11 protein-coding genes are annotated in these 12,089 nt (G+C 52.2%); all 11 read right to left on the bottom strand.

Annotation, left to right across the window (positions count from 1 at the left end):
* Positions 1-22: 22 nt before the first annotated feature.
* The 11 genes from gcvT to BUQ78_RS06320 all read right to left on the bottom strand — a co-directional run bounded on the left by gcvT (position 23) and on the right by BUQ78_RS06320 (position 12,073).
* Positions 23-1,120, bottom strand: coding sequence for a glycine cleavage system aminomethyltransferase GcvT (gene gcvT, locus BUQ78_RS06370; protein ID WP_074199649.1), 1,098 nt, complete (start codon positions 1,118-1,120; stop codon positions 23-25).
* Positions 1,121-1,286: 166 nt separating this feature from the next.
* A complete protein-coding gene (locus BUQ78_RS06365) occupies positions 1,287-2,657 on the bottom strand; it encodes a V-type ATP synthase subunit B (protein ID WP_074199648.1) in 1,371 nt (456 codons plus the stop codon).
* A gap of 5 nt (positions 2,658-2,662) precedes the next feature.
* A complete protein-coding gene (locus BUQ78_RS06360; protein WP_074199647.1) occupies positions 2,663-4,441 on the bottom strand; it encodes a V-type ATP synthase subunit A in 1,779 nt (592 codons plus the stop codon).
* Between the two features lie 13 nt (positions 4,442-4,454).
* Positions 4,455-5,072, bottom strand: coding sequence for an ATPase (locus tag BUQ78_RS06355; protein ID WP_014807715.1), 618 nt, complete (start codon positions 5,070-5,072; stop codon positions 4,455-4,457).
* Complete coding sequence (locus BUQ78_RS06350) at positions 5,069-5,380, bottom strand: V-type ATP synthase subunit F (protein ID WP_074199646.1); 312 nt, start codon at positions 5,378-5,380, stop codon at positions 5,069-5,071. Before BUQ78_RS06350 ends, BUQ78_RS06355 begins: the two co-directional genes overlap by 4 nt.
* A gap of 1 nt (position 5,381) precedes the next feature.
* A complete protein-coding gene (locus BUQ78_RS06345) occupies positions 5,382-5,786 on the bottom strand; it encodes an ATP synthase subunit C (RefSeq protein ID WP_074199645.1) in 405 nt (134 codons plus the stop codon).
* 24 nt (positions 5,787-5,810) lie between these two features.
* A complete protein-coding gene (locus tag BUQ78_RS06340) occupies positions 5,811-7,766 on the bottom strand; it encodes a V-type ATP synthase subunit I (RefSeq protein ID WP_318259647.1) in 1,956 nt (651 codons plus the stop codon).
* Positions 7,766-8,860 carry a V-type ATPase subunit gene (locus BUQ78_RS06335; RefSeq protein ID WP_074199643.1) on the bottom strand — a complete coding sequence of 365 codons (1,095 nt, stop codon included), beginning with the start codon at positions 8,858-8,860 and terminating at the stop codon, positions 7,766-7,768. The genes BUQ78_RS06340 and BUQ78_RS06335 overlap by 1 nt, the downstream gene beginning before the upstream one ends.
* Positions 8,857-9,201 carry an ATPase gene (locus BUQ78_RS06330; RefSeq protein WP_074199642.1) on the bottom strand — a complete coding sequence of 115 codons (345 nt, stop codon included), beginning with the start codon at positions 9,199-9,201 and terminating at the stop codon, positions 8,857-8,859. The genes BUQ78_RS06335 and BUQ78_RS06330 overlap by 4 nt, the downstream gene beginning before the upstream one ends.
* A gap of 18 nt (positions 9,202-9,219) precedes the next feature.
* The gene (locus BUQ78_RS06325; RefSeq protein WP_074199641.1) at positions 9,220-9,843 is read right to left on the bottom strand and encodes a V-type ATP synthase subunit D; all 624 of its coding nucleotides are present in this window, start codon (positions 9,841-9,843) and stop codon (positions 9,220-9,222) included.
* Between the two features lie 34 nt (positions 9,844-9,877).
* Positions 9,878-12,073 (bottom strand): FAD-dependent oxidoreductase, encoded by a 2,196-nt coding sequence (locus BUQ78_RS06320; protein WP_074199640.1) that lies wholly within the window; start codon positions 12,071-12,073, stop codon positions 9,878-9,880.
* Between the last annotated feature and the right edge of the window lie 16 nt (positions 12,074-12,089).

The raw sequence follows: 12,089 nt of genomic DNA, 5'->3' as shown, positions 1-12,089 counted from the left end.
GACACCTCCTGTTTAAATTTTGCTAGCGTTTGTAGCGTCTCTTATAGAAAGGAGTTTCCACTACTTTGGCAAGCTTTTCCTTTCCCCTTATATCCACATAAACCTCTTGGCCGATCTCCGTATAGCCCATGTCAAGTAAGGCCAAGGCCAGATATTTTTCGAGGTAAGGAGCAAACGATCCGGAAGTGATGGTGCCTATCCTTTTACCCTGCAATCTCACCTCGTAACCATGCCTTGGTACTCCCTTTTCGACCATCTCAAGGCCTGCAATCTTGCGCTTCAAGCCCTTTTCCTTCTGCTCAAGCAGCTTGGCCTTCCCTATGAAATCCTCCTTTGTCAATTTGACGAAAAAGCCCAGCCCGGCTTCAAGCGGCGTTATCTCCTCGGACAACTCCTGCCCGTAAAGCGGCAGGCAGGCCTCAAAGCGCAACGTATCCCTGGCGCCAAGTCCCGCCGGAAGCAGGCCTTCGTCCTTGCCCGCCTCAAGCAACTTGTCCCAAATGCTGCAGGCATCGGCTGGAGAGAGATAAAGCTCAAATCCGTCCTCGCCCGTGTACCCGGTTCGCGAAAGCAAAAGCCTTGCGCCACCGACTGAGGCGTTATCCTTAAAGGTGTAAAACTTCATGTCGCTCAAAGGAACATCCGTCAGCTTTTGTAAAATGGCTTCTGCCTTGGGCCCCTGCAGGGCAATTTGAGCGTAGCTGTCCGATACGTCTTCGACCTTTACGTCGAACTTCTTCGATTTGTCCAAGATCCACTGATAATCCTTGTCCTTGTTGGCTGCGTTCACCACCAATAGAAAGTGGCTTTCGTCGTGCATGTATATCAGCAAGTCGTCTACTGCTCCCCCATGTTCGTAGCACATGGGGGAATACATGACCTTCTGTGGCACTAACTTAGTCACATCGTTGGTAACCAGGTAATCGATGAACTTCAAGGCATCTTTGCCCTCGACCGTTATTTCGCCCATGTGGGATACATCAAATAGGCCGGCGGCGTTTCTGGTGGCCAGATGTTCCTCGACTATTCCGCTGTACTGCACCGGAAGAGCCCAGCCGGAGAAATCGACGATTCGACCGCCCAGTGCGACATGCTTATCATAAAGAGGCGTCTTTCTCATTTTTCCGTTCCCCTCCTACCCTCCATATTTGGCCTTCCCCAGTTCCTGCATCATTTGAAGATCTCTTAATTATTATAACAAAGCAAAATCACATTTTTAACGACTACACAGAGATTCCTCGCCTTACGGCACCAACAACGGGCATATAATAAGGGATGGCAAACCCTTACCGCGACAATCTTTCCTCGACTTCCTTTACGGTTACCCTCGTCAGCTCGCTTCGAGGAAGCATCTTGAGCAGCTTCCATCCTATATCCAGAGATTCGCCTATATCCCTGTCCTCATCGTAGCTTTGTTTTATAAAGGTATTCTCGAAGGACTTCCCAAAGTCCATGTAGGAGATGTCTATTTGGCTAAGCTCATCTTCCCCGATGACGCTTGCCAAGGCCCTGACGTCTTGGACCCTGCTGTAGGAAGCATACAGCTGGCTTGCAAGGTTGGGGTGATCTTCCCTGGTGTAGCCCTTTCCTATGCCGTCCTTCATGAGCCGCGAAAGGCTGGCTAAGACGTCTATTGGCGGATATATGCCCCTGGAATCGAGCTCCCTCGACAAAACTATCTGACCTTCCGTTATGAAGCCCGTGAGGTCCGGTATGGGGTGCGTGATGTCGTCGTTGGGCATCGTGAGGATCGGAATTTGTGTCAGGCTTCCCTGGATCCCACGCAGGACTCCGGCCCTTTCATAGAGCGATGCCAGGTCGCTATACATGTAGCCAGGATAGCCCTTACGGCTTGGCACCTCGCCTTTGGCGACGCCTACCTCCCTTAAGGCCTCACAGTAATTCGTGATGTCGGTCATTATCACCAATACGTGCATATTGAGCTCAAAGGCCAGATACTCTCCCACTGTCAGGGCAAAGCGCGGCGTGGCTATTCGCTCTATGACGGGGTCGTCGGCCAAGTTCAAGAAGACCACCATGTTTTTGGCGCGGCCCTTCTCGAAGAGCTCCTCCATGAAGTAGGCGGCATCGTCTCGTTTCACCCCTATTCCCGCAAAGACGACGGCGAAATTCTCCTCGCCCACCAGTTGGGACTGGTTTGCAATCTGCACGGCAAGCCTGTTGTGCGGCAACCCGTTTCCGGAAAAGATGGGAAGCTTTTGGCCTCTGATCAAGGTGGCCAATACGTCTATGGCCGATATGCCCGTCTGGATGAAGTTTCTGGGATATATCCTTGCCATGGGGTTTAGGGGAGAGCCGTTCACATCTCTGCTAAGGGAAGAATAAACGGGCCCGCAACCGTCCCTGGGCTCCCCAAGTCCCGAAAAAACCCTCCCGATGATAGAGGGAGACAGCTTCATCTCAAGCGGCATCCCCAAGAAGCGCACGGCCGTGCTTTCTGGCACAAGGTCAGAAGTGCCGCTGAAGACCTGCACGAGGGTCGCATCTTCGCTGGTCAAGACGACCTGGCCCAACCTAAAGCTGCCGTTTCCCATCCTGATTTGGGCCAGCTCCCCGAAGCCCACGTCTGTCGCCCCTTTTAGCAGGACAAATGGCCCGTATATTTGGTCCACTCCTATATGATCTATAAAGGGCATCTGTATCACCTTCCCCTCGCTGCAAGACGTTCGCTGCCGGTCTTTTCCAAAAATGTATCCAGGTCCTGTCGTATCTTGGGCAACTGAACTTCCAGCTCCTCCGCAGACAGTTCCTTGAGGTGCACGAGGTTGGTGACCACATCTCCGCTTCGCAATAGCGAGAAGGGAACTCCCTGCCTCACCAAAGCCAAGGCCTTATCGTAGAAGTACATGATCAAGGAAAGGATGGCAAAGCCCTTGGAGGGCGGTGAATAGGAATCAGGACCAAAGGCGCCCTGCTGCAGGTAGCCGTTTTTTATCAAATAGGCCGTAAAGGTTATGAGCCTTTCGCCGTCCGGCAGGACGTCTTCTCCCACGAGGCGCACCACCTGCTGGATCCTTTCGTCCTCTGCCAACAGCTCCTTTGCCCTGTTTCGAAGCGCGCCCCAACCGGAATCCACGTTCAACGAAAACCAATCCTCGACTTCGCCTACGTATTCGCTATAGGAATCCACCCAGTTGATCGCTGGGAAATGCCTGGCGTTTGCCAAACTCTTATCCAATGCCCAGAAGCATCTTACGAATCTCTTCGTGTGCCTGGTAACGGGCTCAGTGAAGTCGCCTCCAGGAGGCGATACGGCACCAATTATAGTTACGCTTCCCATGTCACCGTTCAATGTCACGACCCTACCGGCACGCTCATAAAATTCGGCAAGTCGGCTGGGTAAATAGGCCGGAAACCCCTCCTCTGCCGGTATTTCTTCCATCCTTCCGGAGATCTCCCTCAGGGCTTCTGCCCATCTGGAAGTAGAATCGGCCATGACTGCGACGTCATAGCCCATGTCCCTGTAATATTCAGCCAAGGTAATTCCCGTGTAGATCGACGCTTCCCTGGCTGCCACAGGCATGTTGGACGTATTTGCCACCAAGATGGTCCTCTCCATCAATGGCCTGCCCGAGCGAGGGTCCTCCAGCTCCGGAAATTCCTCCAGGACTTCGGTCATCTCGTTGCCCCGTTCTCCGCAACCTATGTACACCACGACCGTAGCCTCGCTCCACTTGGCCAATTGGTGCTGGGTAACGGTCTTTCCCGTGCCAAAGCCTCCGGGAATCGCGGCAACGCCGCCCTTTGCGATCGGGAAAAATCCGTCTATGACGCGCTGTCCGGTTATCAAAGGCTCCTTAGGCGTCAAGTGCTCCCTGCAGGGCCGTGGGACCCTGACGGGCCAACGCTGAACCATTGTGATCTCGATCTCCTGACCTCGGTTATCCCTGACCTTGGCCACGACAACATCGGCCTTATAGGTGCCCTTGGGCAACACAAAGGTAAATTCCCCCTCGACGGCAGGCGGTACCATGATCTTGTGGACGACCAAAGGCGTTTCCTTAACGGTAGCCACGACCGTACCCGGCGTTGCTACATCTCCTATCTTGACGGCAGGTTCCAACTCCCATAATTTATCCGGATCTATTTGGGGCACCTTTATCCCCCTGGGGATAAAAATGCCGCCCTTTTCATAAACGGCTCCCAGTGGCCTTCCCACTCCATCAAAGATATTGCCGAGCAATCCCGGCCCCAAGGCGATGGAAAGCGGTTCTCCCCTGCCAAATACCGGTTCAGCCACCTTAAGTCCCTGAGTATCCTCGTAAACCTGTATGGTCGCTTCGTCTTCATCTATGCGTATGATCTCGCCCATCAATCGCAAGTCGCCGACGTAAACCATCTCGTGCATGGCGAACTCTCGCATGCCCCTGGCCGTAACCACAGGACCGTTTATTAAGGTAATTACGCCCTGTTTTTCCAATTTTGTTCCTCCCCTATTGCCAAATTGCCATCAGCCTTTCGGTCAACGTATCGCTTAGCTCCGCGACCTTCGTTTGCCAGTCGGAGTTGACCTGCCTTTTTCCTATATCGTCGATCAACCAAAGTCCTCCCAGGATGGGAGCCGGCGCAGGATCGAACTTCATGTCGATGTGAGGTCGAAGCTCATGGCTTTTTGCCACGATCGTCTCTCCAAGCGGAGAGTCGATCGCTGCAAGCTTTAGGGAGCCTTGTTTGAGATCGACAATCGCCTCCTGTGCCTCAAAAAGGAGGCCTAAAAGTATCATCCAATGATCCTCCCTGGACCTTAAAGCCACAAGCTCGTCCAAGAACATGGCCCTGGCCTGAGTTATCAACCTGTTTTGAAGGCGCAGCCTTTCTCTGGAGACCTCCCTTTCGGCAGCCAACAACTCGCGACGCCTTATCTCTTCGGCCCTACGGCGTGCGTCGTTTATTATCAGATCTACTTCCTGCTCTATCTTGACCAGCTCTTGGGAAAGCCACTCGTCAGCTTCCTGCTGGGCCTTTTGTGTGATCTTCATGGCCTCGGCTTCAGCTTTGTCCAAGATGAGGTCCCTTAAAGCGCTCAACTTTTGCGTGTCGACTTCGCTCACTCTATCTTCACCCCGATCGCCTCATGGAGGTATTTGGTTAGAAAATCGGCCTCTCTCGTCGTTCCGTGCCTATCGGGGATCTCGACCACAAGCGGAAGCTTTGCCTTTTCCCTTAGGTCTCTTATCAGATCGGGTATGGTCGCCGCTGCCTTTTCGGTGATGAGAAGTATGCCCACATCTTCCATCTGCAGCGCTTCCTGTACTGCCCTTGCAGTCTCTTCGGGCCCGTGAGCTTCCTCACCTGCCACTCCGGCCAAGCGCATCCCGACGAGGGAGTCGTGATTGTCGCTGATCAAATGCGCCCTCATTTCACATCCTTCCCAATATGAGCAGGGCGATGATAAGCCCGTAAATGGCAATCCCTTCTGCCAGTCCCAAGAAGATCAAGGTTGAGCCAAGCATTTCCGGCTTCTCGCCGACCACGCCCAAGGCCGAGGAGCCCACGATGGCCACTGCAATGCCTGCCCCCAGACATCCAAGGCCGGCTGACAGAGCAGCTCCAAGATACCCCCACCCTGAAACGCTCGCTGCATCACCCTGGGCGTAGCTTACCGCCGGAAATATGGTCAAACAAAAGCCAATGCCCATGGCCAATGCCGTCAAAAATACGAAAGCCCTCAAAAGCCCTTTGCTATTCCTTGCCTTTCTTTTGCCCATGATTGCTCCTGTGCAGACCAAAAGGACAACCGCCATAACGACCAACTTAACTCCCATAACGTTCATCCCCTTCTTGAAAGATTACATTTGACTACGGCTGACAGACTCGCCGGTCTTTTCCCATCTGACGGGCTTGAAAGAAACGCCGCCACCCTTATAGAACTTGCTGAAGAACTCGTAGTATTCCAACCTCAAAGTCTGAATGAACACGATAAGTCCTTCCAGGCCAATTATCACGACGTTGCCTATAACCAATATGGCTATCTTTGCAAAGAATCCTCCCGGCAATGCAGTAACCATATCGGACAGCATGAACACGGCCAGCGACAACCCCACGTGGTTCAAGGCAAAGGCGGCCAAACGCAAAAAGGAAATGGTATTGCTCAAAAAACTGAGCAAGTTGTGAAATACCTCGAATATGTACAACCCCCCGCGCTCGTTCTCCGAAGCCGATACCCTTTCCTTGAGCAGGATCCTTGCCAGCAAATCTCTCAATACCATACATCCAAGCAAGATGCAAAGAAGAAGCGCTAACAACCAGCCGGGAACCGGCAATGGCTTATGAGTCATCACCGCATATATGGCCCAGGCAGCGGTCAAATAAAAAAACAACCCCGCCATGCCCCTTCCGTCGAAGAGCATTCGGCCAAAGTCGCGCTGTCTGTAACAAACTATCATGTTTAATATCATCCCGAAGGTAACTATTGAAACCCCTATTATCAAAGAAAGCGAAAGCATCTTCCCCATATCCTTCATTGGAGACATCCAGATGGCCGGTATTATGTCCTCGAAGCCAAAAATGCTTCCGTAAAGGAAGCCGAACAACACCGAACTGCAGCCGGCAGCCTTGAGCACGGTAGCCAAGGACTTGCTCATCTTGCGCTTCTTTTGAAGCAGATGGGCAACCAAACCCAGCACCAAGCCATGGCCCACATCCCCGAACATGAAGCCGAAAAACAAACAGAAGGTAACGGCAACGAAGAAGGAGGGGTCGATCTCGCCGTAGGAGGGCAAACTGTACATGGCCACAACGTGCTGAAAGGCCCTTACCAAGGGCAGGTTTCGCAGATACGTAGGGACCCTGATCTCGCTATAGGGAAGGTTCTTTTCCTCCTCGATCATTATCGTCGTCTTCGGAGCCTGATGCTCGATCAAGCCTTTAAGCTGCGCTAACATGTCCTCGGGAATCCATCCCGAGAGCACGTAAATATCGCCTATCTCTCCCCTTCCCCTACATAGGTCATATATACGCTGCATGGTATAAACGGAGGAGTAAAGCCTTTCGAGCTCCTTCCTCTGTTCGTCCAGGAATTTTTTTGCTGCCATCGATAAACCTTCTATGGCCTTGAGCTTGTTTCCTATCCTTCTTTGCAGGGCCTCCATTGGGTTGTCCGAAATAGTCTTTAGCACTTCCTCGATGGAATAACCCTTGAAGTATACGGAGTCCAAGAGCTTTTCGGCCCCTTCCCTGTATTCGGGTATGGCGAAGGCCAACATCCACGTCTCCTGGTGCCAACTGTCAAGCTTCATGACTAACATGGGAACGGATTGTATGCTTTCTTCAAGGCGCTTGAAGTTGTCGTCGGACAACTTGCCAAAATACATGATTAAATTTTCCGTATCCAGAAGCTCTTTGGGGTCCATCTTGTTCTTGACCAAAGCATCGGCACAGACCAATATTGCCCTGAGCTTGTCCACTTCCTCCTGAAGGGAAGATTTGCGCTCTGCCCAGAGGCGCAGCTTTTCGGTTACCCTGCGCACTTCTGCCCTCATCTTCTCGTATGTCTGTTCCTTAGTCACGGGAACAGGATACGGTTCAGGCAAGCTTTCGCCGGCAGCTTGCCAGACGTATCCCATCTCTGACAGCAGCTCGTCGTAGGGATTGTCGGTAGCTGTCTTGACCTTGGACCTCAGGGTCCTATCGCCCAAAATGAGGTCAAGCGACAGGGGCTGAAAACCGCCTAGTAAGATCATCTGGTTGGCTACATACTCCATTTCGTCCTTGGGACCGATGAGAGTCACGGCCAACATCTTCATTATCGCCAAGACAAAGCACCTCCCGGTATCAGAGGGCGCGTTAAAAAGGCTGCAGCAATTCGCCTGTTATAATCGTATCTCACGTCCTCGATGATGGTGATGATATCCCTCACCTCAAATTCCAGCAACATCAAATAGGCGATCACGGTATGAAAAGAAGGAGATCCCTTGCGAAAGGTGGATAAAGCCCTTTCGCGCAAGAACCTCTTCATATCCCTTTCCAAGGCAAGCTCGTCGTTGGGCGGCTCCGTGCCGAACGCTCGCAAGTAATTAGTAGTAGATAAGACGGACCAAAAGGCCTCCATGTCGTCGCAGGAAGCAAGCCTGTTTATGGTCGGCCCCTTAACCTTGAAGCGCACCGGCAGCAAACGGTTTACGATCTCCTCGCGACTCATGGCGTAAAAGCGCTTAGCCCTGTAACAAAAGTAAACGTTAAGCACATCGACCATGCTTCCAAGCAAATTTAAGACCTCCGGCCGCTCGAGCATCGGCAAGCTTAAGGCCGAGCGATAGATGTTAGATATAACGTAAGCATCTATGGCCGTCTCGCATGAATATAGGTTTCCTCTTCCCTTTAGCAGCCAGTCTACGGGCTCCCTCAAGACCGCATAATACTTCGTGCCCCTTAACGTCTTTATGAATTCCTCGAAATCCTTGCAGGAGATCAAGGCCTCAAAGGGCAAGGTCACGAAGGGTAACCCCTCATAGCCGGATCTGAGCGATTCCCTCTCGCCTCGACCGGCAAAGAGCCATCGCATGACCTGCTTTAACAAACCTGCCTGAAACCTCTCCACCCATGCCCTCAGAAATCTTTTTCTTGCGCCCCCATAGTAGGGCAAAAATGAAGCTACAGCGTAGAGAGGAACGGCAAGTAAGGCATGCTCAAGCTCTGCCCTATGCACGGTGGCAGCCATAACTGCCTCGAGATACTTGGCATACCCTTCCGTCCTCTTGAGGTACCCCGCTATCTCCTGTGGAGAATCACACTCAAGCAAAGCCCAAAAATCGTTGTCATCCAACATCCTGCCAAACAACACATGGGCCTTCGCTCCGGTGGATACGCATTCGCCAGCGGATATGGGGGAGTAGCTCATTTACCGGTCGCCTTCTGCAGGTATTTATTCACCAATTCAGCCACGAGGCCCTGTATTATGGCCGGAGCGTTCTCGTTAAATCTGCTTTCCATACGTTCCAGCTCCTGACGTCCCAAAGCCTCGATCTGTTGGGCTTCCGCTTGAGCGGATGCTCTGGCGGAATCGACTATGGCCTTTGCCTGCTCCTTAGCTGCCTTTAACCTTGTCTCCCTCTCGGAAGCCCCTTTTCGCTTGGCCTCGCCCACTATTTCTTCAGCCCTTTTTTTAGCTTCCTCTATTACGTTTTTCGCCTCAGCGTCTGCGCCTAAAAGTATCGCCAAAGCTTCCTGTATAGAAGCCATCTTTCATGCTCCCTTCCCTCACCGTTTCTCTCCCAAGTTTTCCTTTGCCTTTTTCATTCGTACAATATCTTCCCTTTCCCCTTCCTCCAACACATTTTCTATATACGCGATGGAGGATTTGTAGAAGGGTATGGCCACCTTTTCCAGGGCGTTCACCCTCTTGTGGGTCTTTTTGATTTGCACCGCCAACCTGTACACGCTTGTCTCCACGGCAGCCAGGCGGGAGATGAGCTCCAGCACCCTTCTAAAGGCACTATAGGCGATGTCCAGCGACCCGGTCGTGCCGTAGAATGAATAGCTTGGTTTTAAGCCGGCGTTGATGGGATCGATTTCGGGAATCTCTACCCCCATGATCGATTTGAGCCTTATTATGAAGTCCTTCTCCTCGGGCACGGCCATGGCAATATCCTCGACGACATCTATGCCCATGGATATGTTCGCCTTCCCCAGGGCCTTATAGGCATCGGAAAACACTGATGCCATCTCCTTTTGCAGTTCCTTGGCATCGTCGATGTGTTTGACCAACTCCATCATGAGGATTTGCCTTTTTCTTTCAAGCAGATCGTGCCCCTTCTCTGCCAAGGCTGCGGCACGAACCATTCTCATCAAAACGCCCCTGGTGGGCGCCACCTTAGAAGCCATCGTCTATCCCGCTCCTTTAACTACCTTACCACTCTTACCAGCCCGTCAAAGCCCTCATCGCTATCTCTAAGGCCTCTCCCCTTGTAATCGCTCCGGTCGGATCACCACACGGGTCCTTCAAAAACGGGGATAGCTTCCTGTAAGCCCAAGCTATCTTTTCCTTATCGGTGGTGATGGGTTTGGGAGCTTCCGAGGGATAAAGGGCTTCGGACAAAGCAAGTATAAACTTTCCTCTGGGGATCGGTTCATCGCTCATACCACTGTGTAAAACGACCTTGCGCTGACTGCCTAGGTCATCCAGTATATCACTAATCATTCCGTTTGCAACTCTCCAGCTCAAGGGTTCATCCACTCCAAATATGCCCTTGGTCCTGCCTTTCTTTGAGGCCTGCAGCATATCATTGTAGTTATCGACCCTTTGCGCGGCAAAGGTGGGCAAATTTTTTGGCTCCATCCAACCCCTTATAGTTGCCAACTGAACGGCAGCCCAAAAGGGGTGATCGGACGGGACGTCTTTGTAAACGCATAAGGCCAACCTGTCCCCCGATTCCAGAAGCAATCTCTGCACCTTTAATACGCTCACATCCCTGGGTTGGACGCCTTCCTTGACGGCCAGGGCCGCTATCGTGCCCACGGCCTGCCCTGTAAGCATGGTTATCGGCTGCAGCCTAAGCGCACCTGAGGCCAAACGGCTCATCGACAGGTTCTTTTCGGCCACTAAAAATCCGTCCAGCTTTTGAGGTATGAAAATTTCAAAAGGCACCTGAAAGGGGCCCAGGGGTTTATTTTTTGCTATTGATTCCTTGGTCTCGCCAAATTCGGCCTCAAACTGTTCCGTTTCGTCTGCTCCATGTAGATCCAACACGTAACGGCCCACCGCCACAGAGTTGCGCAACTCCCTGCCCTCGTTTCTTATGTAGCTCTCGGAGTTTTCCCGCAACTCCCGAGATGTCAAAGTCTTAACTCCTATGAGCCTTCTGCTTTCCCGCACGTAAGGGCGAGGCGGAAAATGCCTGACGATAGAAGCATATTCCAAGGGAACGTAGTCCTTTAGCCCCTGATATGTTTCGTCTGACTCAAAGATGTCCGATGCCACGGACCAATCGCAACCAAGCTCATTTTGTAGGTAGTAAATGAAGCCAATCGTCACCAGCATCGCCTTGGCATCGGCTTGTTTCCTGAAAGTAGGGTCTTCAAGATATGCAACCGGAAGGCCGCTTTTTCCCTTGTAACCTGCCTTTCCGGGATAGTCGTTGGCCCAATTGACCTCGGTCTTAGTGAGTAATAACCAACTAAATGGGCTTGATGCATCTGCGTTTCCCGGTGCCGAACTGTCGGGCAAACCTCTATAGGCATGATGTGTGGGCAGATCTACCGGAAACTTGAGGGGGTATTTCTTGAACGTAAAGCCGTCCCTTGCCACGTAGGACTTGAAGGTCTCCCTCATGTCATTGTAGCCTGGAGGAGGGGTCTTTACTTTAAGCTCATCCGGAACGCCACCGGGGTAGTGTTTGATCACGGCTACCCATGTGATGTCCTGCACCCTGGCGTCTTCGTCAAGTTTGCTAAACTCACCGTCGACGACGTTACGGCCAACCCTGTAGCCAGCGCCTGCAAGGGGAAGCAGATCGCCGTATTCGGTCGCATCTATCAATATCTTACTGTTGCACACAACCTTTTTGCCATTGACGTCAGCCACAATGCCCGTAACGCTTTTGCCGTCGCTTGATTTGAGCACTTTTTGTACCTTTGCCTTGAAGAACACATCTAACCGGCCCGGCTTGCCGTCGCGGGTTGTCTTGCCATCTCGAACATCTTTTATCATCTGAGCTAAGACGTAGTCTGCAACTGTGGGCTCGAAGGCCACAGTTATGGGCGTCCAGTAGCACGTACCCACCGATTTGCCCAAGGAAGCGTAATGTTTTAATATGGCATCCAGAAACTCGCCGTAAATTCCCCACCTAACGCCGTACATGTCATCCATAGTGGAGACAGCGGAGGCCACCATTTGGCCGCCAAGGACGTTCGTTTCCTCAAACAAGGCCACCCTTGCCCCCAATCGACCCGCCTGAACCGCTGCTGCTACACCCCCGGTACCTGCGCCTACCACTATGACATCGTAGTCTCCCTCCTCTGCGGCCTGGGCCATATACGGGCAATTTGCCACAAGGGCCATAATGACCGCGAACAGGGCAAATCTCATAAAAAAGCACCAACGCTTCATAACCATGACGGCATCAGTCCTC

This window comes from Acetomicrobium flavidum, assembly GCF_900129645.1.
GTDB lineage: Bacteria > Synergistota > Synergistia > Synergistales > Acetomicrobiaceae > Acetomicrobium > Acetomicrobium flavidum.
Note: the sequence above shows the minus strand (reverse complement) of the source record. Positions and strands in the feature narration are given on the sequence as shown.

What these genes read in the sequence shown, in the direction of transcription:
- BUQ78_RS06320 (WP_074199640.1), bottom strand. Translation starts at nt 12,073, where the DNA reads ATGGTTATGAAGCGTTGGTGCTTTTTTATGAGATTTGCCCTGTTCGCG.
- BUQ78_RS06350 (WP_074199646.1), bottom strand. Translation starts at nt 5,380, where the DNA reads ATGAGGGCGCATTTGATCAGCGACAATCACGACTCCCTCGTCGGGATG.
- BUQ78_RS06365 (WP_074199648.1), bottom strand. Translation starts at nt 2,657, where the DNA reads ATGCCCTTTATAGATCATATAGGAGTGGACCAAATATACGGGCCATTT.
- BUQ78_RS06335 (WP_074199643.1), bottom strand. Translation starts at nt 8,860, where the DNA reads ATGAGCTACTCCCCCATATCCGCTGGCGAATGCGTATCCACCGGAGCG.
- BUQ78_RS06345 (WP_074199645.1), bottom strand. Translation starts at nt 5,786, where the DNA reads ATGGGAGTTAAGTTGGTCGTTATGGCGGTTGTCCTTTTGGTCTGCACA.
- gcvT (WP_074199649.1), bottom strand. Translation starts at nt 1,120, where the DNA reads ATGAGAAAGACGCCTCTTTATGATAAGCATGTCGCACTGGGCGGTCGA.
- BUQ78_RS06325 (WP_074199641.1), bottom strand. Translation starts at nt 9,843, where the DNA reads ATGGCTTCTAAGGTGGCGCCCACCAGGGGCGTTTTGATGAGAATGGTT.
- BUQ78_RS06340 (WP_318259647.1), bottom strand. Translation starts at nt 7,766, where the DNA reads ATGAAGATGTTGGCCGTGACTCTCATCGGTCCCAAGGACGAAATGGAG.
- BUQ78_RS06330 (WP_074199642.1), bottom strand. Translation starts at nt 9,201, where the DNA reads ATGGCTTCTATACAGGAAGCTTTGGCGATACTTTTAGGCGCAGACGCT.